The sequence below is a fragment of the Shewanella sp. ALD9 genome, from assembly GCF_002836315.1.
Lineage (GTDB): Bacteria > Pseudomonadota > Gammaproteobacteria > Enterobacterales > Shewanellaceae > Shewanella.
Genome location: NZ_PJCD01000039.1, coordinates 1 through 21,513, shown reverse-complemented (window position 1 = coordinate 21,513; position 21,513 = coordinate 1). Strand labels below are relative to the sequence as shown.

The window sequence follows — 21,513 nt, the reverse complement described above, 5'->3', positions numbered from 1 at the left end:
CTAGTTTGCACTGTCATCGCAGCCGTACTCATCTGTGCAGGTATATATGGGATCGTTGCACGTTTGGGCTTCATCCTGATGGCACCATTTTTTGTTATCGCCTTAGGAGTGTTGGTCGATGCGTTTCTGCCAAAAGTAAGTTGGTTCTTCTGTGTGCGGGACGTGAGAGACATCTTTGGGTGGAGAAAACGATGATTGTGAAAAGTGTTTTTGTGTGGTTAAAGGCCGGGGCAATACTGGCTTTCTTGTTCATCGGCATTATTGGTGCTGCTAACAGGATTTATTGGGTTAACAGCGAAGGATTGAGTCAGGGAGCGATGTCATCCGCATTGGTTATAGAAAAATTTGACCTAGATCTCGGTGAAATGTGCCGTTATGACAAACCACAGCATGTCGAGTTCAAAGTCCTTTATAACCAGACAATCCAGTTTCGCTGCTCTTGGTTTGAAGGTGGTGGGTTAACCTTGTGGCCTTTTTACACCGAGCATAACGTAAGTAGTGCCGAAGCAACCTCTGTGTTCAATGGCATATTCCAGAATATGGAGGGACATGATGAGTAACCAGTTAGAGCTCTTCCATGTCCAAGAAGCGTATGCCAAGGCGGATAAACCTTTATCCAATGACGAACTCTACGATTCAGTGGCGGAGCTCGCAGGGATTCCTAAAAGCGCTCTGAATGAACAAAGTGAAATTGGCAAGGCAAAGGTCAAGCGAAGCAAGCTGAAAAGGCAGATCCGCTGGTATCAGCAAACCCTCAAGTCGATGAACCTTATCCAAAAGGTAGACGGCGAGCGGGGTGTCTGGGAGCTATCAAGCAAAACCAAGAAGGGCCTGCATGAGGCTCTTGGCGGCGTTCGACTTGTCGCCTATTCAACAAATCTTGGACTGGCAGTGTGGTCAAACAACAGGAGCTTTTTCTCTGACCTCGATGAGCCGGTTCATCTGTGTGTTACATCGCCGCCGTTCCCGCTCCGGATACAGCGTGGCTATGGAAACGTTGATGAAGCCAAATGGGTGGATTTCATTACTCAGGCGCTCGAACCGATAGTCAAGAACCTTGTGCCTGGTGGAAGTGTTGTTCTGAATGTCAGCAATGACATCTTCGAGGCCAAGAGCCCCTCCAGATCTCTCTACGTTGAGAGAATGGTGCTGGCGCTCCATGACCGGCTCGGGCTGTCTCTCATGGATAGATGGCCGTGGATCAATCTGTCCAAACCACCAAGTCCTACCCAGTGGGCTTGTGTGAATCGTTACCAGTTGTGTTCCGGGTGGGAGCCTGTTTATTGGTTTACCAACGACCCTGACAGGGTGCGCTCAGACAACAGAAGGGTCTTAATCCCTCATACAGAGAAACATCAGAAGCTGATGGCCCAAGGTGGTGATAGCAGGGTGGTTAGTTATGGTGACGGGGCCTATCGACTGAGAGGGAACGCATTCTCTAATGTTACCGAAGGACGGATACCGAAGAACGTTATCCAACGCGGACACCGTTGTGCGGATACGCTGGAGCTTCGCAGGATCGCTAAAGAACTGGGATTGCCGCCGCACCCGGCCATGTTCCCAACAGACATTCCTGAGATGGCTATCCGCTTCCTGACAGAAGAGGGGGACCTGGTTGTTGATCCGTTCAGTGGGTCGAATAAGAGCGGGTTGGCCGCAGAAAGGAATAACCGGCGCTGGATCGCTTGTGACATCATCCTTGAGTACATTCGCACCCAGGCGGAAATGTTCACCGGCTTTGATGGATTTTGGATGAACCCAGCAATAGGAATGGTAGGAACGGGAGCAGGGCAATATTCATGAAGCGTGATTTATTAGAATCAATAGGGCTAGATGCTAGTCCCTTAGAGTTGGCGGCCAAAGCTGTGCTTCGTGAAGAGCTAGACCGTGTAGAAGTTCATCCTTGTGATGAAGGTGATGATGTGGTTGCTGCCAGGCATTTAACACAAGAGATGAAAATTTTGCTATCCGCTCTCACGGGCTATAAATTGTCGAAATAGCTTAGTTGATATTATTTAATAACAAAAAGAGGTTTGTATGAACGTAACAAAAGTCCTTCTTATTGCATTGATTGCTTCTGTATCAGCACTGCTCACGCTTTGGGTGGCGGGAGGTTTGACTATGAGCGGTTGGTATATTCCAATTGTTTTTTTGGTAATAGCTAGTGTCATTTCTGACAGGGCTGGCTTGGGGTCAATATCTGAGTTTTTTAAAATCTAAATGAAGGGAAATCGTATGTCAGCACAGCAATTGGCCGCTTTACTGGGGCAGCCACTTTGGAAAATTGAGCGAGCTCTGGCTGCGCTACGAGCCAAAGGCCTTATTGAAACCAACAAGTAAGGAATCCGCAAAATGATTCTGAGTTTTCTGGATTTCTTAATCATAGCGCTCATCATTCGTGGGCCTGAGTTGCTGCGCCTGTTTGTGGAGGTTTTGCAGTTCGGTTGTAGGCTTGATAAGGCGCAGTACGCGCTTGCCTGTGATGACCATGCTAATTTTCACTACAAAGAGAAGCCTTGCGTTTGGTTTAGAGCAAAGCTGGCAGTAAAAGCATTTGTTCTAAATAAGTAATAGGATACCGAACATGGCAACATGCTGACAGAAACGCTGTCATGTGTAATGGCTCACGCCGGAACGAGGCTCTGCACTGCCAAGCAGTTATTGGCGAATGAGCTTGGTGCTGCCCTGCTACAATTGCGCTGACAGTACAAACATTCTAAAAACGCGGCCTTTATGGCCGTTTTTTGTTTCAAGTTTGTTTTAACAGAACCATAATTAGATATTGCAGTATCATTTTATGGTATGTACAATCTTTCACATGTGAAAGTTTGGGGGTGATATAAATCACCTGAAAGTAACCAAAATTGAGGTGGGTATGGCAAAAGTAATCAGCTTCGCCAACCAGAAAGGCGGGGTGGGGAAGAGTACCCTCTGTATCCAACAGGCCTTTTATCTGGCGTTACAGAAGAAAAAGAAAGTGCTGGTCTTGGATATGGATGGTCAGGGGAATACATCCTCTCGACTGGCCCCCAGACGAGAGCTGGAGGATGGAGACTATGAGCCTATCCTAACTGGAACAAAAACCGCTGAGCTGTTCGCTTACGAGCTGGACGGCATTGATGTTATGCACTGCCCTTGTGGTGCTGACCTTATTCATACACCGAAAAACGATCCGGATTTGTTTGAAATGGAGGCTGTGCCTCTCGATCAAGCAATGAACCCGGCTCGCCATTTGGCTGCTCTTTTTGAGAACTATGACTACGTGCTGATTGATTGTCCGCCTAGCCTCGGCAGAAAGCTGGTGGCTGCGTTGGTCATGTCCACCCATGTGGCATGTCCAGTGAAGCTATCAGGTTTTGCTGTTGACGGTGTTGAAGGTCTTTTAAATACAATAATTGGTGTTCGAGAAGCGTATAACTCTGAGTTGAACATTCTTGGAATTATTATAAATGATATGGATGGATCAGTTAATCACGCTAAGTCTTTGCATAAGTTGGAAAAAGAAATACCAGATTTTTTATTTAAAAACAAAATTATGCACCGTCCACCATTAGATACAGCAACCACGGATGGGATACCTGTTTGGGATCTGCGTTACGGACATGTCGCGGCCAGAGAGGTTGAGGCGGTGTTAGAAGAAATTTTAGAGAAGGTGGGCTAAACGATGGCATTAAATAATTTGAGAGGCCTGTCGGATCTTGCTAAAGCTGCCAAAGGCAAGAAAGGTAAAGAAGTTCTTACTGTGCCAGTTGACGACGTTGTTTCCAAAGTCCAGGTGCGTAAGCGCTTCCGCAACATTGAAGAGTTGGCAGCGACTATGCTAACCGAGGGGCAGCAGTCTCCTATCATCGTGTTTCCTAAGAATGAGGAAGGAAAGTTCGTCATTCAGAAGGGGGAGCGACGTTGGAGAGCATGTAAACATGCAGGTATTGATACTATCGATCTGGTTGTCAATGATAAGGTCCAGAATAATCTGGACGAAACTGCTGGTGAGTTGATCGAAAACATCCAAAGAGATGACCTAACGCCGGTAGAAATAGCCGAGGCATTGAATCTGTTTATTGAAGACGGTTGGAAGCAAAAAGACATTGCTGATCGCCTCGGGAAAAACATCACTTTCGTATCTACGCATTTGTCATTGCTAAAACTACCAGACTGTGTGCGCGAGTTGTATGATAATGAAGTATGTTCTGATACAGAAACCTTGAATAATCTTCGTCTTTTGTTCGATATGAACGAAGAACGCTGCCGTGCTGTCTGTGCTGTGGCTATGTCTGACGGGATCACCCGGAAACAAAGTCGTGAGCTTCTGAACGATGCCAAGCGCATCAAAGAAGAAATGGAAAAAGGCCCTCTGACTGGCTCCGGCCACAATGATGAACCTGGTGATGGAAATACCGATGACCAAACCCTAAACTCAAATGGGAATGGTACGGAGGAGCAACTGGGTAATACCGAGCAGAACCATAACCAGAATGTGTTGGAAGACGGTTCAGACCGTGATGGTCTGAATGACGATGATTTGGACCCTTTGCTCGATGAAGAGGACAAAGAGCCTGTCCAGCAGCCTATTAACAGCGGAAAGAACAAAGATGAAGGTGGTGATGCTCTTCCTCCTCTGCCGAAGGACAAAGAGTGGAAGAATGTCCGAGCCGACAGTTTGGTTATTGCTGTCAACGTTAACCTGGATGGTGAAACTAAACGCGGAGTCATCATGACAGACCGTGTGGCTCTGGTTCCATCTACTGTCTGGGTCAAAACGCTCGATAGTGAAGGAAAGGAAAAGCATGTTCATGTGCCTGTGTCAGACATTGAACTCCTTAGTGTCGAAGGCTAACAAAGGAGGCCCAGCCAAAAAGGGTGGGCCTGTCAAGAACAGGTGAATATGAAGATCTCGCAGGACATGAAGAGAAAATTTGCTTTGGTGAATGCCCTGTCTAAAACGGAGAAGCCAAGTCTCCAGGACCTTCACAAGGCGACAAATATTCCTGAATCAACAATCAAGAGGCAGTTGGCTGCTTTGCGTGATGAGTTCGGAATGAACATTTTATTCGTCAGGGAGTCAACCGGCGAACGAGGTGCCACCGGCTACTACATACTGACAGATTGGGGGATCTTAGACAGGTCTTCGTTCTTGAACCGGTACGGAAAGCTGTAAGGTGCCATAGAGCAGAGTAATGAATGGAAAACCCGCCATCAGGCGGGTTTTTTTATGCGGCCACGGTGGCGGCGGATGCTGGAGGTTTCTCAGCGTAGTAGGCGATATTCCTGGTTCGTCTGCTTAGGGTGTCTATGCCGACGATACTCAGAGTTTTTGGCGTGGCATCACGGGACTCGAAATAATGAAAGAGCTGGAGCATACAGCACTTCACCATTAATGGATCAATGTCTTCCAGGTAGATTGAGGTTTCGGCTAAGGCCCCTGGGCCTTTGTTCTCGATCAGGTTTTCCATCCAGTGAATGGCGTTGACGCCAGAGCCACAGCAAGGCTCATAGAAGTCTGCCGAAGACTGTGAGCCAACAATGAGTGACAGCAAGCGGCCAATCTCTGGAGGGGTGGGGAAGTAGTTGGTGCCTTTCTTGTGGAAGCCAGACATGCTGAGGACGTAGCCAAGAACATCGCTTGTGGGATCGCGCTTCATTGCCGCAGACAGAACATGGGAAAGCTCGAAGGCGACCGGCTGTAGTTCCTCTGGGATCTCCTCCTTGGCTGGGTATAGGCCAGTCTGCAAATAAGCCCATTGGTCGATAAAGGCCTCAACAAACTGAGAAGTGCCCATTCTGTAACGGGACTGCTCAATGAGTGATAAAGCCTTGGATGTAAGTTGCTGTGTTTCTGGTGACATAAGCTCTCCAGTTTGTTCTGACGAAACATTCAAGAGGTAGAAACGAAGAACCCCGCCGAAGCGAGGTTCTTAGCTTTCCTGATTGCCTTAGTGCCGAAGCAAAGACGTCTTGATAAAGTCGGGACAACCGGACATTTCCCGGTCGATGAAGTCCTGACGTTTCGCCAGCGGCCATTTCATGAACGCCGCGAGCGGGATGCGCTTATTCGTGTTAGTATTGCCTTGCAGCATAACAAAGCTCCTTAATAGCTTGATTGTGTTGTAAGGGCTGCAACGAAGGTAGAAGAGCGATGCGGCCCTTATTTGTGATTATTACAGCATCATAAAATAATATCAAGAGACAATAAAACGATACTAAGAATAATGAACTTTCACATGTGAAAGTATTCAAATCCCCAATCTAGCGTGATCCCCACCTCCAAATAACTTGTTCTTCTTCCCAAAATGGGCGTGTCAGCGTCCCATTTAAAGTAATTGTTAGTGAGATATTGACTACACGAAATATGCCTATATCATAAGGTCATAAAATGATGCTGTGAAAGTGAGCGATATGCGAAAGACAGCAAATCATCTCCGTTTGAAGAAACCTTGCGCCAACTGCCCATTCCGAAAGGAAGGGGCTATCGAACTTGCCCCTGGTAGGTTGGAAGGCATCATCAACGACATAGTTGAAAACGATATGACGACGTTCCACTGCCACAAAACCGTGCATTCAAAGTACGGTGGTGAATGGGATGAAGAGGGCAACTATGCACCTTCGGGACAAGAGTCGATGTGTGCCGGTGCGGCTGCTTATTTGATGAAAATGGGTAGGCCAACAGTGGCTATGCGGATAGCGTTTGCTTTTGGTGACGTAAAGGTGTCCGACTGGGACGAGGCTCAAGCGCTGGTTATTGAACCGTTGGTGCTGGGGAGCGGAAATGAGTAAGCAATACGCGGTAGTGCCGCATCCAAAACTGAAACGAGAGTACAAAGGTAGATTGAATTTATCGAACCGATTACAGAGGAAAAAATGGACGAGAAAAAACTCAACATTGAAACGGTAGATGGGCACAACGAGCTGGTAGTCAGCTTTCTATCCAGAATGGTAAGCCTGAGCCGTGAGGAAAAACAGGTTGTATTGTCCTGCCTTCCTGATACCGGCAAACAAACAATCACCCAGCTCTATGAGGCGCTGCGTTCTCAAGGACACAAGGACCTCGCTGAGAAAATTGCACCATACCTTCAACAGGGGGTGTTTGGTCCAATCTTCGATAACGCGAATTCTAAGGTGTTCATTCGGGACGAAGCGCCTTCTTTCTTCATGGATGAGAATTCTCTGAACTGGGATGAGGCTAAAGTATTCAACCGCCTCCGGATGAGAGCTACTTGTGTTTCTGGCCGTGGTGGCTGGACTGTCGGTGAGCGCTTTGATGATCGCTTTGATACCGAAGTTGGTGGCACACAACTTATCGTCACCCAGTCGCTCAACGAGAAGGGCGAGATAGAAGGTGGCTTGCCTACCTCCATGTCGCTGAATGACTTTGCGGCGTTCCCAAAGCAGACAATACCACCTCAAATAGTCGATTACCAAGAAGACAAGCGGTACACGCTTGAAGAAGCAGAAGCTATCCATGAACTTGCTCCAGTGGTTCAGCGACTTAGAGAACGTATTGCAGAGTATGAGGAGAGAAGTGTCCATGATTGATCTGACATGCCGCCTCTGTGCTGGCTCCGGTGTTTATGATTTTTCGCCTACCAAAGAAACCTGCGGGATGTGCCAAGGGCATACAAAATTTGTTGACGCAAAAGCAATGCTGGTGGCCGCTATCGAACTGGCAAAGAAGCAACAAGAGCCAGTCATTGAAGTCGTAATGGGGCTGGTGCTACATGGTGTAGATGTGAGGGGAAAGGAGCCCGGAGAGTTGTTTAAGGCGATTAAGGCCTTTAACGCCCCAGGGCACAATCTATTGCGATACGGGTGGGATGCGTGGGAGCTCTATGCCATCCATGAAGGTGTCAGTCCTGAACTTGCCTCTCTTGGACGGAGTGTTATGCGTGAGTGGTACAGCCATTCATGGGGCCGTTTCAGTGGTGAGGTAGGTTTCAACGCCGCTGACAGCATGATCAAACAGGCCAAAGATAATCCTGAAAAAGCAGAAGAGCGATGGTCGTTCCTGCTTAGCGAAGAGTGGATGGTGGAGTAATTGTCGTGACAGAACAAACCAATAAGAAATTGATGCTGGATGAATCTCCAGCCATCCCACTGCAATTCAAGTGGAGAAAGTTTGGCTGTGCAATTTTTACGGCTACGCAAACAATGGAGCACATCAAGGAAGGGCGTAAGTTAGGGCCGACTCCTGCGGGAATGCTGCCTCAAGAAGAGTGGTTGAATCGTCTGATCGCTATGGAAGAGACTCTGCCACGAGGGAAGTTTTTTGACAGATTCCGCTGCTGCGATAAGAGCGAGCAGTATGACCTCGCCGCCCAACATCTCCGCATAGTCGGACAGAAAAAACGATAGGGGGCCATATGAAAGCACAGGCATACCCACCATCGGTAATTCGGAAAGACGCTGTTTTGTATGCAGCCATTTATTACATTTCTGATGACGATAAAGCAAAGGTCGAAGTTACTCAGTGGATAGTTCGTTCCATTCAGAAAAAACGTAACTCAACTAGCGATCAGCGCTACGTCAATCTGGCCCAAAAGATAGATGGCGTTACCTGGGGAAAGAGATCCAGAAAGAACGGAGATTTTGGTTGGTTGCCATCTATACCAAGTTGGTGTTTGAAGCAATTCAGGGAAGGTTGCGAATTGCCGTTTAGTGTCTACACGACACGGTTGGCGGCACTCAAATTTGCGAAAGCCAGCTTGCAGGAAGAGGTCCAATACTGCGAGAACGAGCTGAAAAAGCCACAAACCGAAGAGGACACCCAGCAGCTTCAAGAGGAACTGACGGAGAACCAGAGACTTCTGAAAGCCGCTGCCTCAATGGTGAAGCGCGAGCAAAACAATAAGGGGTATACGGATTTAATGGTTGATGGGGCACCTTCACCCCATCAATCTGATACCACCCTCAGATGGTTGATAGATCGACTCCGTAGTTGAGTTCCTCTGCGAAGTCCGGCAGTCCGTAACCGATGGTTTTCTTGTAGAAAGGAGAGACCTTCGCAGTCGGTGCCTTCTTCTTGTGCTTCGTGGTGTAGAGCATTCGTGCCCGCATCACCTCGAAGGAGTAACCGCGCCCTTCACGGTTCTTGTCCTTGGCCAGTCGGTTGATGGGCTCCGTGTAAGCGTTGGTGACGGGCATGTCCGTCTCGAAGTAGGTCATGGTCTCTTCGCGCCAGTTTCCCACTGCCCTGACCAGATCGCTCCAGACTTCCTTTTGGCCCTTCGGGATGGTGGCTATCCACTCGTCCAGGGCGGCTTCTGCCTGGAGCCGTGTGGTGGCGTCCCAGATGCCGTAGAAGCGCTCTTTGTGCTCGTAGGCGGCCAGCAGTTACGGGAACGCGCCTGTCCAGGTCTCCATGATGAGGCGCTCCCGGTCTGAGACTTCGTGAGCGCGTTTCAGCAGGATTTTCCGGTCTCCCTTGAGAGTCCAGCTCTGGGACGGTTTCAGCTCCTTTCTGAGGCCCTTGCGCACTCTCTCTAGGGCATCGTTGGCCATGCGCACCACATGGAACTTATCGACCACGATACGGGCCTGGGGCAGCACAGCCTTGACCGCTGCCCGGTAGGGGTTCCACATGTCCATGCTGACGATCTCGACCTTCTGCCGGTCTTTCAGCTTCATCAGGTAGTTGGTCACCACGTCCTGGCGGCGGGTGGCCAGCAGGTCGAGCAGGGTTCGCTCCTCAATGTTGGTCAGAATGCAGCGGTAGCGCTTGTTCAGGTATAGCTCGTCAATGCCCAGGATGCGGGGCGTCTCGAAGCGGTGCCAGCGCCCCAGGAACTCGGCGCGGGCGTTGAAGATGTCGCGCACTGTCTTCTCGTACGGGGTATCCCCTTAGCTCCACAGCTCTTAATTTATAGGTTTTACTCGCTTCTTCACCACATCTTGATAAGTAACAGCCTTTGTCACAACGGCTTGCTGAAGTAAGCGATAAAACAGTAAGCCCCTTGATTTGGATTTACGGCGATTAAATCGAAACACATATTCGTTAAGGTAATTATCCAATTGTTCTGGCTGGACTGCACCATGGTGCGTACCCATCATCCAACGTTGCAAAAGTGATGCAACTCGGTGAACGCCTGGCATAGACTCATGAGCTGGTGTGGTTGAGCGAAGGTGAACTGTTTGTCGGTGCTCGTATCCATTTTCTTTGATTTGGCGGTAAGCAGGAGAACCATCGGTATGAATGAGCGATCCTGGAGTAATGGAGGCTTTAATGAATGGCATTAGATTATCGTGGTTGCCACGCTCAATCTGTTGGATTCGAACTCGTCCAAAACCTTTAGGGTGTAGTATTTCGACTGCTATAACTACCAATAGCTTGGTAGTGTTGCTCTTCCGGCCCTTCGTACTTAACAGCTCCGTTCGGTCAGAGAGTGCAAGGTAGGTTTCATCAACTTCAACCTCCCCATGAAGTAATTCTCTATCCGGCCGAACCATTGCACGGCGTAGTCTGTGTAGCATAGTCCATGCTGTTTCATAGCTACCAAGACCAAGTACACGCTGCAATCCTAATGCACTGACACCATGCTTTTGGTTGGTAATGTACCAAATGGCAGCGAACCAAACACGAAGCTCGGTTCGGGTTTTATCAAAAATAGTGCCTGCGGTTACTGTTGCTTGATGCCTGCACGTTGGACAGATCAATCTGCCACGACTACTTCGCTGCACTTGTGATACCACTCCACACTTAGGACAAATAAGCCCATCCGGCCAGCGAAGCTTTTCCAAATAATCCCGGCATGCTTGCTCAGAATGGAACCAGTCAAGGAATTGAACCCAAGTGGTTGGATAGTCTTTTCCACCTATGGGGTAGGTTTTTTGAATACTCATTTGAGTATTTTGTCATCTGTGGAGCTAAGGGGATACCCCGTCTTCTCGTCCAGGCCGGTCTGTGCCGCCACAAAGGTGTAGGGGTAGTTGAAGGATTCCTTCTCCACGTACTCATGCAGCCGCAGTGTCATACGGAATCCGTCCACCATCTCCGGTAGCTGGGGCCTGAATGTTGTCTTGCAGGCCCGGCAGGTGTATCGGCGGCGGACCACCCAGAGAGTGACCCGCTTGCCGTGGATGGGCAGATCACGATAGGGAACGTCACGCTTGCCGAACCGTACGAACTCACCCTGCACGCCGCATTCCTCGCAGGCGATGGGATCGGGCACGTCCACCTGGAAGTGCATTTCATCGTCGGTTGATTTGCAGCCCAGTACTTGGTATTGCGGCAGGTGAAGGATGTTGTCGGGAAGTTCGGTCATGGTGTTGTATAGGCGTAGGTGTCAGTCAGATCCATCCGGCTCGGCATTGGTGTTTGCTTTTTGGGGTCGTCTCAGAATTCGGAAAATAAAGCACGCTAAGGCGTAGTCACCCCGTGACTCCCCCGCGCCGATGCAGCGAGCTTCGTTCCGTCTTGCAGTGACGCAATCAGCGGGCAGGAAACGTTCCCTTTCCGCGCATGGCAGGCGCACACCAGTTCAGACAGCACGGCCTCCATGCGTGCCAAGTCGGCCATCTTCTCGCGCACATCCTTGAGCTTGTGCTCGGCCAGGCCGCTGGCTTCCTCGCAATGGGTGCCATCCTCCAGCCGCAGTAGCTCGGCGATTTCGTCCAGGCTAAAGCCCAGCCGCTGGGCCGATTTCACGAACCGCACTCGTGTTACATCCGCCTCGCCATAGCGGCGAATGCTGCCATAGGGCTTGTCTGGCTCCGGCAGCAGGCCCTTGCGCTGGTAGAACCGGATGGTCTCCACATTGACCCCGGCCGCCTTGGCAAAAACGCCAATGGTCAGATTCTCAAAATTAATTTGCATATCGCTTGACTCCGTACATAACTACGGAAGTAAGCTTAAGCTATCCAAACCAAATTTGAAAGGACAAGCGTATGTCTGAACCACAAAAGTCTGAACCACAAAAGTCTGAACCACAAAAGTCTGAACCACAAAAGTCTGAACCACAAAACGGGCGCGGCGCGCTCTTCGCCGGTGGGCTGGCCGCCATTCTTGCGTCGGCCTGCTGCCTGGGGCCGCTGGTTTTGATCGCCTTGGGATTCAGCGGCGCTTGGATGAGTAACTTGACGGCATTGGAACCTTACCGCCCCATCTTTCTCGGTGCGGCATTGATAGCAATGTTCTTTGCCTACCGCCGCATCTTCCGGACTACGCAAGCATGCGAGCCTGGCGATGTATGCGCTGCCCCACAAGCCAAGACGTCGTACAAAGTCATCTTTTGGATTGTGGCTGCGCTAGTTGTCGTTGCACTAACGTTCCCGTATGTAATGCCCCTGTTCTACTAATTGAGGAAAAATCATGAAAAAACTGCTTACCGCTCTTGCCCTTGCCGCTACCTTCGCTGTCCCTGCCTGGGCCGCCACGCAGACGGTCACGCTGTCCGTACCGGGCATGACCTGCTCCACCTGCCCGATCATCGTCAAGAAGGCGATTTCCAAGGTCGAAGGCGTCAGCAAAATTGACGTGACCTTCGAGACACGCGAAGCGGTTGTCACGTTCGATGATGCCAAGACCAGCGTGCAGAAGCTGATCAAGGCAACCGGAGACGCGGGCTTTCCGTCCAGCGTCAAGCAGTACATCTACCCGGAAAGCGATGATGAGTAACTTGTTTAGATACGGACGTTCGTCCGTCGTAAGCGGCCTTCTGATGCTCATGAGCGTCGGTGCGTTGGCCTATGACTTCAAAAGGATGGAGGCGGCCATCGAGTCGCTCTCGCCTACCACGCAAAGCGAATGGGAGCGCAAGGCCACAGCGGGTGAACCCATTGCGCAGAACGTCACCGGCATGGCGTACAAGTACGGCATCGGCGTCGCGCAGGATCAGGCAGTCTCGTGGAAGTGGTTCCGCTCAGCGGCAGAGCAGGGCGAGGCGGACGCCCAGTTCAACCTCGCGCGCATCTACGAAGGGCATGCCAACGACACCTTCTATCGTCGCCACGCACGGCCTGTGCCCGCTGACGACAGCGAGGCCGTGAATTGGTACCGCCGCTCCGCTGAGCAGAACCACACACAGGCGCAAGTTAAGCTGGCACAGCTGTACGCGAAGGGCGTCGCTCCGGCCGCGTCCGATCTGGTCCAGGCGTACAAGTGGTTCGGCATCGCCGCCGCCCGCGGCGACGAGACCGCGGTCAAGCTGCGCGCCGAGCTTGCGGCCAGATTGACACGTGAGCAGATCGCGGACGGCGATGCTCAGGCTATGGAATGGACAAGAAGTTCCAGTGTTAAGCAGTGAGCGACATCATGGGCTTGATTACACGCATCGCCGATAAAACCGGAGCGCTCGGCAGCGTCGTTTCCGCGATGGGCTGCGCGGCTTGTTTCCCAGCCATCGCCAGTTTCGGCGCGGCCATAGGGCTGGGCTTCCTGAGTGAATACGAGGGCCTGTTTATCTCCAGGCTATTGCCGCTGTTTGCCGCCATCGCCCTGTTAGCAAACGCGCTGGGCTGGCTTAGTTTTACACGGGCATCACAAAAACGTTTGACTCCGTACATCGGTACGGAGATTACACTTGCTCCATACACTGAAATCAGAGGAGTAAGTCGTGTCACAGAAAGAATCCAATCTACCTATTATTGGCGGCGTTATCGCGGCTGTTGGCGCTGGCCTGTGCTGCGCTGGTCCTTTCGTGTTGTTGCTGCTAGGCGTGAGTGGCTCCTGGATTGGTAATTTAACCTTGTTAGAACCTTATCGTCCCATTTTTATCCTGCTGGTTTTAGCCTTATTTGGCTTCGCAGGCTGGAAGGTCTATCGCCCCGTTGAGGACTGTGAGCCAGGCACCGCCTGTGCAGTTCCTCAAGTGCGAAAACGCCGGCAGGTGATCTTTTGGTTAACGGCACTGACTGCGTTGGTGCTAGTCACCAGCAATTATTGGATTGTCTGGTTTGCCTGAATACTTTCTTACCGCTCACTTTTATTAATGACTTAATACGTTACTGGAGAAAATGATGAAGAAAATTGCCTTGTTGTCTTTGCTAGCCTTGACCAGCCTGACCGCTTTTGCTGCGCCGAAAACAGTTACTTTGGAAGTTCCAACCATGTACTGTGTGGCCTGCCCCTTTAAGGTCAAAAATGCCTTAAAAAATGTTGAGGGTGTGAGTAAAGCTGAAGTCACCTTTGAAACCAAATTGGCAGTTGTCACATTCGACGACGAAAAAACCACAGTAAAAGCACTGATCGAAGCCACCACTAATGCGGGTTTTCCATCAACGCTCAAGGAGTAAAGCATGGAAATGCTAATACAGTTACTGACCCGTTTCGGCGATAAGAACGGCTGGAGCAGCTATGTCACCTATTCAGCGTTAGGCCTGATGGTTGCCGTATCGCTTTGGGATATTTTTTCACCCGCGAATAAACGCTGTGATGATGACAGCTGTGCTGTTTAACACGACGCAATGCCTGACTACTATTTGAGGAAAACGTATGATCTTACTATCGATAGAAGGGATGACCTGTCCAAGTTGCGTCGCTCACGTTAAAGAAGCGCTCGATGCGATCGAAGGCGTGAATAAGGTTGAAATATCTTATGAAAACGCCAGCGCAACGATCACCACAAACGGTGGGGTCAGCGTAACCGATCTCATTGGAGCGATTGAAGCCCTGGGTTATACCGCAAAAGAAAACCCCTTAGCGGAAAACACAGCACCGAACGCCTACTGTGACAACGAAAATACCAGCAACACAGAAAGCAACCGAACTCAACATGTGGCGATTATCGGTACGGGTTCCGGCGCTTTTGCCTGTGCTATCAAAGCCGCTGAAGGTGGTGCCAAGGTCACTCTTATTGAGGGAGCCGATGTGATTGGCGGCTGTTGCGTGAATGTCGGCTGCGTACCCTCAAAAATTTTGATCCGCGCCGCTCAATTGGCACAGCAGCAACGCAATAATCCCTTTGCCGGACTGGAAAATCATGCGCCCCAATTGAGTCGAGCCTTGTTGGCTCAGCAGCAGACCGCTCGAGTCGAAGAGCTGCGCGCTGCAAAGTATCAGAATATTCTAGAGACAAATCCTGCGCTTAGTTTACTTAAAGGTTGGGCGCAATTTAAAAATGCAAACACCCTGATAGTCAGAAAAAATGATGGCACTGAGCAGGAAATCTTTGCTGATAAAATCCTGATCGCCACTGGCTCCACGCCAACCATTCCTCCCATCGAGGGGCTGGCCGAAACGCCTTACTGGACCTCTACCGAAGCGCTGTTTGCCGAGGAATTGCCGCAGCACCTGGTGGTGATTGGTTCATCGGTCGTGGCGCTAGAAATTGCCCAGGCTTACCGACGATTGGGCAGTGAAGTCACCGTGTTGGCAAGACACTCACTACTTTACAGTGAAGACCCCATAATCGGTGAAAAACTGGCAGGCTGTTTTGAAAAAGAAGGCATTCGAGTTTTAAACAACACGCAAGCCACCCAAGTGACCCACGATGGAAATCAATTCACCCTGAACACTAATGCAGGCGAGCTCAGTTGTGATCGTTTGCTGGTAAGCACCGGGCGACACGCCAATACCAGCCAACTCAATCTGGACGCGGTGGGTGTCACCACCAACAAAAAGGGCGAAATCGTTGTTAACGAACGCATGGAAACCAATGTTGCTGGTATTTACGCTGCCGGTGACTGCTCTAACATGCCGCAATTTGTCTATGTCGCCGCGGCCGCCGGTAGCCGTGCTGGTATCAATATGACGGGCGGCGACGCCAAACTGGATCTGTCCACCATGCCCGCCGTGATCTTTACCGATCCACAGGTGGCTACCGTCGGACTGACCGAGGAGCAAGCCAGGGCTCAGGATATTGAGACCGACAGCCGCGTACTGGGTATGGAAAATGTCCCACGTGCGTTAGCCAACTTTGAAACCGACGGTTTTATCAAACTGGTCACAGAGAAGGAAACGGGGTTGTTGCTAGGCGCGCAGATCCTGGCTCACGAAGGCGGCGAACTGATCCAGAGTGCGGCTTTAGCCATCCGCAACCGTATGACGGTGACGGAATTAGCCGACCAGCTTTTCCCTTACCTCACCATGGTGGAAGGTTTGAAGCTCTGCGCGCAAACCTTTAACAAGGATGTCAAAGAACTGTCCTGTTGTGCAGGATAAGAGAGGGCAGTATGGGAACGGCACCCGCCACGCATTCACTGACAGCCCCAACGGTCAATGCGTTGGCGGATGGATTGAACAAGGGTGAATTCGTTCCTTTTTACCAGCCTCTATGGGATGTTCAACACCAATGCTGGGAAGGCGCTGAAACGCTCATTCGCTGGCAACATCCAACTGAAGGATTGATCCAGTCAGACACCTTTATTCCCGTTGCCGAACAAAGCGGATTAATTCTGGAACTGGGCGCGTTTGTCTTACGGGCGGCCTGTCAACAGATGATGCATTGGCGTCAACGCGGTTTACCCGAGGGTATCATCGCGGTCAACGTCTCTGCCTTACAAATCCACCAACCTGACTTTGTCGAAGACCTTGCCAGGATATTGCGTGATACGGGACTGCCTGCTCCGGCATTGGAACTGGAATTAACCGAAACACTGGCCCTGGAGGATACGCCAATCCTGATCGAAAACCTGCATCGCTGCCAGGCGCTGGGCATTCGCCTGTCCATCGACGATTTTGGTACCGGGAGTTCGTCGCTGGCACGCTTGCAATGCTGCCCAGTGACCCGCCTAAAAATCGACAAAACCTTTGTCACGCATATGACAACCGAGCCAAAGGATCGCGCCATTACCGAAAGCGTCATCACCCTTGGCCATAACCTGAATTTATCCATCGTCGCGGAAGGGGTTGAGACGGCCACTCAACAACAACTTTTAGAGAAGCTTGGCTGTGATGTATTACAGGGCTATCGGCTGGCGCGGCCAGCCGATGCCGAAACGACTGAAGCGTTGTGGCCAGGCCGCAGTGTTTGAAACGAACGGAGACAAACCCATGTCAAAAGCCGCCGTGTCAAAAGATGTGTCACGATACTTTGAGGTGATCCCCGACTTTGCGGCATTCATGGATGCCGATGGGCAGGCACTCGAATTTCCCCTGACGATCTCGCAACTGGCGAAAGCCGCGCAAACCACAGTGCATACCGTCAGGAATTACGTCTTGGAAAATTTGGTACTTTGCCCAGAGCATTCCGCGGGTGGTTTCGGTTTATACAATCAATGCGCTTTAAACCGGCTGCGCTTCATTCGCGCAGCGCGTGCGGCGGGCCTGCTGATCCTGGATATAAAACCCTTGCTCTACGCCATCAACGAAGGCGACCAGCAAGCCTGTGAAGCCGCCATGCGCGAACTGCAAACCAAAATTGATGAACGCCAGGCTTACTTGCAGGCATTGGATTCACAGCTGTCGGAGCTGCGCCAACTGGCCTGATCGCCATAACAAAGGAGTATACGATGTCAGAAAAATGTGAAACCGGCCCCCACGACTGGGTAGCCAATAAAGGGGTCGTCTCAGAAAACGGAAAATAAAGCACGCTAAGCCGGTGGCAGCGGTCGCAATGGCCTAAACTTCCCCGCACCGACCTTGGCGCTGCTGCGCCATAGGTAATCGCCGGTCAGGTTGATGTGCTCCCACCCCAGCGGCGACAGATATTGCAACAATGTGTCGTCCAGCGCCGTGCCGTTGCCACGCAAAGCACTGGTGGCACGCTCCAGATATACCGTGTTCCACAACACGATGGCCGCCGTCACCAGATTGAGGCCGCTGGCCCGGTAGCGCTGCTGCTCAAAACTGCGGTCGCGGATTTCACCCAATCGGTAGAAGAAGACCGCCCTGGCCAGCGCGTTGCGCGCCTCGCCCTTATTCAGCCCCGCATGGACGCGGCGGCGCAGCTCCACGCTTTGCAGCCAATCCAAAATGAACAGCGTGCGCTCGATGCGCCCCAGCTCGCGCAACGCCACGGCCAAGCCGTTCTGGCGCGGGTAGCTGCCGAGTTTGCGCAGCATCAGCGAAGCCGTTACCGTGCCTTGCTTGATGGAGGTGGCCAGCCGCAGAATTTCATCCCAATGGGCGCGTATTTGCTTGATGTTCAGCCTGTCGCTGCTAATCATCGGCTTGAGCGCGTCATAGGCGGCATCGCCCTTGGGGATGAATAGCTTGGTTTCGCCCAAGTCACGGATACGCGGCGCGAAGCGAAATCCCAGCAAATGCATCAAGCCAAACACGTGATCGGTGAAGCCTGCCGTGTCGGTGTAGTGTTCCTCGATGCGCAAGTCCGACTCGTGGTACAGCAGGCCATCAAGCACGTAAGTTGAATCACGAATGCCCACGTTGACCACCTTGGCACTGAAGGGCGCGTACTGGTCGGAGATATGGGTGTAGAAAGTCCGTCCTGGACTGCTTCCATACTTCGGGTTGATATGACCAGTGCTTTCTGCTTTGCTGCCGGTTCTGAAGTTCTGGCCGTCCGACGATGACGTGGTGCCGTCACCCCAGTTGCCGGCGAAGGGTTGCCGAAACTGCGCATTCACCAGCTCGGCCAGCGCCGTCGAATAGGTTTCATCGCGGATGTGCCAGGCTTGCAGCCAAGACAGCTTGGCGTAGGTGGTGCCAGGGCAGGACTCGGCCATTTTGGTCAGACCCAGGTTGATCGCGTCGGCCAGGATCGTCGTCAACAGCAAGGTTTTGTCCTTGGCCGTGTCGCTGGTCTTCAGGTGTGTGAAGTGGCGGGTGAAGCCCGTCCATTCATCGACCTCCATCAGCAACTCGGTGATTTTGAGGTGCGGCAGCAGCATAGCTGTCTGGTCGATCATGGCTTGCGCGGCGTCTGGTACTGCCGCGTCCAGCGGCGTGATCTTCAGGCCTGACGCGGTGGTGATGATGGCATCCGGTAAGTCGTTGGCCGCAGCCATGCGGTTGACTGTGGCGAGTTGCGCCTCCAACAATTCCAACCGGTCATGCAGGTATTGGTCGCAGTCGGTGGCCACTGCCAGCGGCAATTCGCTGGCCAGCTTCAAAGTGGCGAACTTCTCGACCGGCACCAGGTATTCGTCGAAGTCCTTGAACTGGCGAGAACCCTGCACCCAGACATCACCGGAGCGCAGCGCGTTCTTCAGCTCCGACAGGGCGCATAACTCGTAGTAACGCCGGTCGATGCCGTCGTCGGTCAGAACCAGCTTTGCCCAGCGCGGCTTGATGAATGCGGTTGGCGCATCGGCGGGCACCTTGCGCGCGCTGTCGCTGTTCATGCCGCGCAGCATGTCGATGGCATCGAGCACACCCTTGGCGGCGGGCGCAGCCCGCAATTTGAGCACGCCCAGGAACTGCGGCGCGTAGCGGCGTAGCGTGGCATAGCTTTCACCGATGTGGTGCAGGAAATCAAAGTCGGCAGGCCGCGCCAATGTTTGCGCTTCGGTGACGCTGGCGGCGAAGGTGTCCCAGGGCATAACGGCCTCGATGGCGGCGAACGGATCGCTGCCGCTTTGCTTGGCCTCAATCAACGCTTGACCGATGCGCCCATACATCCGCACCTTGTCGTTGATCGCCTTGCCGGAAGCCTGGAACTGCTGCTGATGCTTGTTCTTGGCCGCGTTGAACAGCTTGCCGATGATGCGATCGTGAAGGTCGATGATTTCATCGGTGACGGTGGCCATGCCTTCGATGGCCAGCGCTACCAGCGTGGCATAGCGTCGTTGCACCTCGAACTTTGCCAGATCAGCAGGCGTCATCTGGCCACCTTCACGAGCGATTTTGAGCAGGCGGTTCTGGTGAACCTGCCGCTCGATGCCTGCGGGCAGATCAAGTGCTTGCCAGGATTTCAGGCGCTCAATATGTTCGAGCATGTGGCGAGAGTTCGGTTTGGCAGGCGACTGGCGCAGCCATGCCAGCCACGTCACTTTACTGCCGTCCTTGCGCTTGAGAAGTTCGTCCAGGCGCTGACGGTGGGGTGATAACAAAGAATCGGTCAGCGCCGCGTAAATGCGTCGGTTGGCACGGGTGATGGCCTCGGCGCTTGCGCGCTCGATGGCATTCATGGCGGGCAGGATAATGCTCTGCCGCCGCAGATTCTCGACAAGTGCGCTCGCCAGCACGATGCCTTTGTCGGTCTGCAAGGCCAGCTCGGTCAATGTATGCACGGCTTGCCGATAGTGGCTCATGGTGAAGGGCTTGAACCCAAAAACCGTTTGCAGCTCGACCAAGTGCTCCCGCCGTGTCTGTTCGCGCTGGCCGTACTCGCTCCAACTTTCCACTGGCATCTTGAGTTGCGCGGCCACCATGCGCAACAGGGGCGGAAACGGAGGCTCATCGACGCCCAAAAAGGTGCCAGGGAATCGCAAGTAGCAAAGCTGCACAGCGAAGCCCAATCGATTCGCGGCGCCGCGACGCTGACGGATCACCGACAGGTCGGTTTCGTTGAACGTGTAGTGCCGTATCAGTTCGTCTTTGGCATCTGGCAGTGCCAGCAGGCTTTCGCGCTCGGTGGCGGACAGGATTGAGCGGCGTGGCATGGTCAGTCTTCCCGCAGGTACTGGTACAAGGTTTCGCGGCTGATGCCGAAGTCACGGGCCACCAAGGTTTTTTGGTCGCCTGCCGCAACTCGCCGTTTCAACTCGGCAATTTGTTCGCTGTTCAGCGATTTCTTTCGTCCCCGGTAGGCACCGCGCTGCTTGGCCAGCACGATTCCCTCGCGCTGACGTTCGCGGATCAGGGCGCGCTCGAACTCAGCGAAGGCTCCCATGACCGACAGCATCAGATTGGCCATCGGTGAGTCCTCGCCGGTGAACTTCAGCCCTTCTTTGACGAACTCCATGCGCACGCCCCGTTGTGTCAGCCCTTGGACGATGCGGCGCAGGTCATCAAGGTTGCGTGCCAGCCTGTCCATGCTATGCACCACCACGGTGTCGCCCTCGCGGACGAAGGCCAGCAGCCTTTCCAGCTCGGGACGCTGGGTGTCCTTGCCAGAAGCCTTGTCGGTGAACACCCGCGCCACCTGAACACCCTCCAATTGCCGTTCCGGGTTCTGGTCGAAGCTGCTGACGCGGACATAGCCGATGCGTTGACCTTGCAAGATGCCTCCAAAGGCAAAAGTGTCAGGATGAAATCTATTACCTTTGACGGAATATGTCAATCAATAGGAAATTTAATTCTATTCTGACATCGTTTGTCGTTTTCAGAAGACGGCTGCACTGAACGTCAGAAGCCGACTGCACTATAGCAGCGGAGGGGTTGGATCCATCAGGCAACGACGGGCTGCTGCCGGCCATCAGCGGACGCAGGGAGGACTTTCCGCAACCGGCCGTTCGATGCGGCACCGATGGCCTTCGCGCAGGGGTAGTGAATCCGCCAGGATTGACTTGCGCTGCCCTACCTCTCACTAGTGAGGGGCGGCAGCGCATCAAGCGGTGAGCGCACTCCGGCACCGCCAACTTTCAGCACATGCGTGTAAATCATCGTCGTAGAGACGTCGGAATGGCCGAGCAGATCCTGCACGGTTCGAATGTCGTAACCGCTGCGGAGCAAGGCCGTCGCGAACGAGTGGCGGAGGGTGTGCGGTGTGGCGGGCTTCGTGATGCCTGCTTGTTCTACGG

The 21,513-nt window shown here is 52.4% G+C and carries 28 protein-coding genes and 4 pseudogenes; 23 read left to right on the top strand and 9 right to left on the bottom strand.

All coding sequences use genetic code 11. From position 1 onward, the window contains the following. The first annotated feature begins 191 nt into the window (after positions 1 to 191). From CXF88_RS15585 to CXF88_RS15555, 8 genes are all read left to right on the top strand, one after another. Positions 192 to 560 (top strand): hypothetical protein, encoded by a 369-nt coding sequence (locus tag CXF88_RS15585; RefSeq protein WP_219921394.1) that lies wholly within the window; start codon positions 192 to 194, stop codon positions 558 to 560. Then, positions 553 to 1,803, top strand: coding sequence for a site-specific DNA-methyltransferase (locus CXF88_RS15580; RefSeq protein ID WP_071681507.1), 1,251 nt, complete (start codon positions 553 to 555; stop codon positions 1,801 to 1,803). The genes CXF88_RS15585 and CXF88_RS15580 overlap by 8 nt, the downstream gene beginning before the upstream one ends. Beyond that, positions 1,800 to 2,000: a hypothetical protein gene (locus CXF88_RS15575; RefSeq protein ID WP_071681505.1), complete on the top strand. Its 201-nt coding sequence runs from the start codon at positions 1,800 to 1,802 to the stop codon at positions 1,998 to 2,000. The genes CXF88_RS15580 and CXF88_RS15575 overlap by 4 nt, the downstream gene beginning before the upstream one ends. A 37-nt stretch (positions 2,001 to 2,037) precedes the next feature. Then, positions 2,038 to 2,220, top strand: coding sequence for a hypothetical protein (locus CXF88_RS21930; protein WP_071681503.1), 183 nt, complete (start codon positions 2,038 to 2,040; stop codon positions 2,218 to 2,220). Between the two features lie 132 nt (positions 2,221 to 2,352). Beyond that, positions 2,353 to 2,571 carry a hypothetical protein gene (locus tag CXF88_RS15570; protein WP_071681501.1) on the top strand — a complete coding sequence of 73 codons (219 nt, stop codon included), beginning with the start codon at positions 2,353 to 2,355 and terminating at the stop codon, positions 2,569 to 2,571. A gap of 304 nt (positions 2,572 to 2,875) precedes the next feature. Further along, the gene (locus CXF88_RS15565; RefSeq protein WP_022635572.1) at positions 2,876 to 3,661 is read left to right on the top strand and encodes a ParA family protein; all 786 of its coding nucleotides are present in this window, start codon (positions 2,876 to 2,878) and stop codon (positions 3,659 to 3,661) included. Positions 3,662 to 3,664: 3 nt separating this feature from the next. Further along, positions 3,665 to 4,837 (top strand): KorB domain-containing protein, encoded by a 1,173-nt coding sequence (locus CXF88_RS15560; protein WP_022635573.1) that lies wholly within the window; start codon positions 3,665 to 3,667, stop codon positions 4,835 to 4,837. A 48-nt stretch (positions 4,838 to 4,885) separates the two neighbouring features. After that, positions 4,886 to 5,158 (top strand): helix-turn-helix domain-containing protein, encoded by a 273-nt coding sequence (locus tag CXF88_RS15555; RefSeq protein ID WP_041982374.1) that lies wholly within the window; start codon positions 4,886 to 4,888, stop codon positions 5,156 to 5,158. A gap of 52 nt (positions 5,159 to 5,210) precedes the next feature. Here CXF88_RS15555 and CXF88_RS15550 read toward each other — a convergent pair whose 3' ends face one another. Beyond that, entirely contained in the window at positions 5,211 to 5,846 is a 636-nt protein-coding gene (locus CXF88_RS15550) for an N-6 DNA methylase (protein WP_071681499.1), read from the bottom strand. Between the two features lie 87 nt (positions 5,847 to 5,933). Further along, a complete protein-coding gene (locus tag CXF88_RS21925; protein WP_000939033.1) occupies positions 5,934 to 6,077 on the bottom strand; it encodes a hypothetical protein in 144 nt (47 codons plus the stop codon). Between the two features lie 319 nt (positions 6,078 to 6,396). Between CXF88_RS21925 and CXF88_RS15545 the strand changes: the two genes are divergently transcribed. The 5 genes from CXF88_RS15545 (at position 6,397) to CXF88_RS15525 (ending at position 8,936) form a co-directional block, all read left to right on the top strand. Next, on the top strand, positions 6,397 to 6,774 hold the full coding sequence (locus CXF88_RS15545) for a hypothetical protein (protein WP_071681497.1): 378 nt from the start codon (positions 6,397 to 6,399) through the stop codon (positions 6,772 to 6,774). 84 nt (positions 6,775 to 6,858) lie between these two features. After that, positions 6,859 to 7,533 (top strand): thymidylate kinase, encoded by a 675-nt coding sequence (locus CXF88_RS15540; protein WP_071681495.1) that lies wholly within the window; start codon positions 6,859 to 6,861, stop codon positions 7,531 to 7,533. Then, complete coding sequence (locus CXF88_RS15535) at positions 7,526 to 8,032, top strand: hypothetical protein (RefSeq protein ID WP_071681493.1); 507 nt, start codon at positions 7,526 to 7,528, stop codon at positions 8,030 to 8,032. The genes CXF88_RS15540 and CXF88_RS15535 overlap by 8 nt, the downstream gene beginning before the upstream one ends. A 5-nt stretch (positions 8,033 to 8,037) precedes the next feature. Continuing rightward, positions 8,038 to 8,349: a hypothetical protein gene (locus CXF88_RS15530; RefSeq protein WP_071681491.1), complete on the top strand. Its 312-nt coding sequence runs from the start codon at positions 8,038 to 8,040 to the stop codon at positions 8,347 to 8,349. Positions 8,350 to 8,357: 8 nt separating this feature from the next. Continuing rightward, positions 8,358 to 8,936 (top strand): hypothetical protein, encoded by a 579-nt coding sequence (locus tag CXF88_RS15525; RefSeq protein ID WP_240500566.1) that lies wholly within the window; start codon positions 8,358 to 8,360, stop codon positions 8,934 to 8,936. On the opposite strand, the pseudogene CXF88_RS15515 reads toward CXF88_RS15525, so the two are convergent. The 4 genes and pseudogenes from CXF88_RS15515 to merR form a co-directional block, all read right to left on the bottom strand. Beyond that, positions 8,905 to 9,819, bottom strand: a pseudogene (locus CXF88_RS15515) (ISL3-like element ISPst2 family transposase); the annotation flags it as partial. The gene CXF88_RS15525 and the pseudogene CXF88_RS15515 sit on opposite strands and share 32 nt — an antisense overlap. Before the next feature lie 30 nt (positions 9,820 to 9,849). Beyond that, complete coding sequence (locus tag CXF88_RS15510) at positions 9,850 to 10,833, bottom strand: IS1595 family transposase (RefSeq protein WP_071681308.1); 984 nt, start codon at positions 10,831 to 10,833, stop codon at positions 9,850 to 9,852. Positions 10,834 to 10,871: 38 nt separating this feature from the next. Then, positions 10,872 to 11,255: pseudogene (locus tag CXF88_RS15505) on the bottom strand (transposase family protein); the annotation flags it as partial. A 95-nt stretch (positions 11,256 to 11,350) separates the two neighbouring features. Further along, complete coding sequence (merR, locus tag CXF88_RS15500; RefSeq protein WP_001166628.1) at positions 11,351 to 11,806, bottom strand: Hg(II)-responsive transcriptional regulator; 456 nt, start codon at positions 11,804 to 11,806, stop codon at positions 11,351 to 11,353. A gap of 71 nt (positions 11,807 to 11,877) precedes the next feature. On the opposite strand from merR, the gene merT reads away from it, so the two are divergent. The 10 genes and pseudogenes from merT (at position 11,878) to CXF88_RS15450 (ending at position 17,356) form a co-directional block, all read left to right on the top strand. Continuing rightward, a complete protein-coding gene (gene merT / locus CXF88_RS15495; protein ID WP_101087654.1) occupies positions 11,878 to 12,288 on the top strand; it encodes a mercuric ion transporter MerT in 411 nt (136 codons plus the stop codon). Between the two features lie 13 nt (positions 12,289 to 12,301). After that, positions 12,302 to 12,607 (top strand): mercury resistance system periplasmic binding protein MerP, encoded by a 306-nt coding sequence (gene merP, locus CXF88_RS15490; protein ID WP_020833619.1) that lies wholly within the window; start codon positions 12,302 to 12,304, stop codon positions 12,605 to 12,607. Next, positions 12,597 to 13,235 (top strand): tetratricopeptide repeat protein, encoded by a 639-nt coding sequence (locus CXF88_RS15485; RefSeq protein WP_010981355.1) that lies wholly within the window; start codon positions 12,597 to 12,599, stop codon positions 13,233 to 13,235. Before merP (CXF88_RS15490) ends, CXF88_RS15485 begins: the two co-directional genes overlap by 11 nt. Positions 13,236 to 13,243: 8 nt before the next feature. Continuing rightward, a pseudogene (locus CXF88_RS15480) lies at positions 13,244 to 13,456 on the top strand (MerC family mercury resistance protein); the annotation flags it as partial. Positions 13,457 to 13,544: 88 nt separating this feature from the next. Further along, positions 13,545 to 13,892 carry a mercuric transporter MerT family protein gene (locus CXF88_RS15475; RefSeq protein WP_007642845.1) on the top strand — a complete coding sequence of 116 codons (348 nt, stop codon included), beginning with the start codon at positions 13,545 to 13,547 and terminating at the stop codon, positions 13,890 to 13,892. A 55-nt stretch (positions 13,893 to 13,947) separates the two neighbouring features. Further along, entirely contained in the window at positions 13,948 to 14,223 is a 276-nt protein-coding gene (gene merP, locus CXF88_RS15470; RefSeq protein ID WP_020833622.1) for a mercury resistance system periplasmic binding protein MerP, read from the top strand. Between the two features lie 42 nt (positions 14,224 to 14,265). Further along, positions 14,266 to 14,385, top strand: a pseudogene (locus CXF88_RS15465) (mercury transporter MerC); the annotation flags it as partial. A gap of 37 nt (positions 14,386 to 14,422) precedes the next feature. Continuing rightward, positions 14,423 to 16,090 (top strand): mercury(II) reductase, encoded by a 1,668-nt coding sequence (gene merA, locus CXF88_RS15460; RefSeq protein ID WP_020833624.1) that lies wholly within the window; start codon positions 14,423 to 14,425, stop codon positions 16,088 to 16,090. Between the two features lie 11 nt (positions 16,091 to 16,101). After that, positions 16,102 to 16,902 (top strand): EAL domain-containing protein, encoded by an 801-nt coding sequence (locus CXF88_RS15455; protein WP_020833625.1) that lies wholly within the window; start codon positions 16,102 to 16,104, stop codon positions 16,900 to 16,902. 19 nt (positions 16,903 to 16,921) lie between these two features. Next, a complete protein-coding gene (locus CXF88_RS15450) occupies positions 16,922 to 17,356 on the top strand; it encodes a MerR family transcriptional regulator (RefSeq protein WP_011711644.1) in 435 nt (144 codons plus the stop codon). A 104-nt stretch (positions 17,357 to 17,460) separates the two neighbouring features. Here the strand turns inward: CXF88_RS15450 and CXF88_RS15445 are convergent, their stop codons facing one another. The 3 genes from CXF88_RS15445 to CXF88_RS15430 form a co-directional block, all read right to left on the bottom strand. After that, positions 17,461 to 20,433: a Tn3 family transposase gene (locus CXF88_RS15445; protein ID WP_001138073.1), complete on the bottom strand. Its 2,973-nt coding sequence runs from the start codon at positions 20,431 to 20,433 to the stop codon at positions 17,461 to 17,463. A gap of 2 nt (positions 20,434 to 20,435) precedes the next feature. Further along, the gene (locus CXF88_RS15440) at positions 20,436 to 20,993 is read right to left on the bottom strand and encodes a recombinase family protein (RefSeq protein ID WP_001162012.1); all 558 of its coding nucleotides are present in this window, start codon (positions 20,991 to 20,993) and stop codon (positions 20,436 to 20,438) included. 296 nt (positions 20,994 to 21,289) lie between these two features. After that, the coding region (locus tag CXF88_RS15430) for a tyrosine-type recombinase/integrase (RefSeq protein WP_072262682.1) at positions 21,290 to 21,513 on the bottom strand (224 nt) is incomplete at its 5' end.

Coding starts and splice junctions, on each gene's coding strand:
- CXF88_RS15585 (WP_219921394.1), top strand. CDS start 192: ATGATTGTGAAAAGTGTTTTTGTGTGGTTAAAGGCCGGGGCAATACTG.
- CXF88_RS15580 (WP_071681507.1), top strand. CDS start 553: ATGAGTAACCAGTTAGAGCTCTTCCATGTCCAAGAAGCGTATGCCAAG.
- CXF88_RS15575 (WP_071681505.1), top strand. CDS start 1,800: ATGAAGCGTGATTTATTAGAATCAATAGGGCTAGATGCTAGTCCCTTA.
- CXF88_RS21930 (WP_071681503.1), top strand. CDS start 2,038: ATGAACGTAACAAAAGTCCTTCTTATTGCATTGATTGCTTCTGTATCA.
- CXF88_RS15570 (WP_071681501.1), top strand. CDS start 2,353: ATGATTCTGAGTTTTCTGGATTTCTTAATCATAGCGCTCATCATTCGT.
- CXF88_RS15565 (WP_022635572.1), top strand. CDS start 2,876: ATGGCAAAAGTAATCAGCTTCGCCAACCAGAAAGGCGGGGTGGGGAAG.
- CXF88_RS15560 (WP_022635573.1), top strand. CDS start 3,665: ATGGCATTAAATAATTTGAGAGGCCTGTCGGATCTTGCTAAAGCTGCC.
- CXF88_RS15555 (WP_041982374.1), top strand. CDS start 4,886: ATGAAGATCTCGCAGGACATGAAGAGAAAATTTGCTTTGGTGAATGCC.
- CXF88_RS15550 (WP_071681499.1), bottom strand. CDS start 5,846: ATGTCACCAGAAACACAGCAACTTACATCCAAGGCTTTATCACTCATT.
- CXF88_RS21925 (WP_000939033.1), bottom strand. CDS start 6,077: ATGCTGCAAGGCAATACTAACACGAATAAGCGCATCCCGCTCGCGGCG.
- CXF88_RS15545 (WP_071681497.1), top strand. CDS start 6,397: ATGCGAAAGACAGCAAATCATCTCCGTTTGAAGAAACCTTGCGCCAAC.
- CXF88_RS15540 (WP_071681495.1), top strand. CDS start 6,859: ATGGACGAGAAAAAACTCAACATTGAAACGGTAGATGGGCACAACGAG.
- CXF88_RS15535 (WP_071681493.1), top strand. CDS start 7,526: ATGATTGATCTGACATGCCGCCTCTGTGCTGGCTCCGGTGTTTATGAT.
- CXF88_RS15525 (WP_240500566.1), top strand. CDS start 8,358: ATGAAAGCACAGGCATACCCACCATCGGTAATTCGGAAAGACGCTGTT.
- CXF88_RS15510 (WP_071681308.1), bottom strand. CDS start 10,833: ATGAGTATTCAAAAAACCTACCCCATAGGTGGAAAAGACTATCCAACC.
- merR (WP_001166628.1), bottom strand. CDS start 11,806: ATGCAAATTAATTTTGAGAATCTGACCATTGGCGTTTTTGCCAAGGCG.
- merT (WP_101087654.1), top strand. CDS start 11,878: ATGTCTGAACCACAAAAGTCTGAACCACAAAAGTCTGAACCACAAAAG.
- merP (WP_020833619.1), top strand. CDS start 12,302: ATGAAAAAACTGCTTACCGCTCTTGCCCTTGCCGCTACCTTCGCTGTC.
- CXF88_RS15485 (WP_010981355.1), top strand. CDS start 12,597: ATGATGAGTAACTTGTTTAGATACGGACGTTCGTCCGTCGTAAGCGGC.
- merP (WP_020833622.1), top strand. CDS start 13,948: ATGAAGAAAATTGCCTTGTTGTCTTTGCTAGCCTTGACCAGCCTGACC.
- merA (WP_020833624.1), top strand. CDS start 14,423: ATGATCTTACTATCGATAGAAGGGATGACCTGTCCAAGTTGCGTCGCT.
- CXF88_RS15455 (WP_020833625.1), top strand. CDS start 16,102: ATGGGAACGGCACCCGCCACGCATTCACTGACAGCCCCAACGGTCAAT.
- CXF88_RS15450 (WP_011711644.1), top strand. CDS start 16,922: ATGTCAAAAGCCGCCGTGTCAAAAGATGTGTCACGATACTTTGAGGTG.
- CXF88_RS15445 (WP_001138073.1), bottom strand. CDS start 20,433: ATGCCACGCCGCTCAATCCTGTCCGCCACCGAGCGCGAAAGCCTGCTG.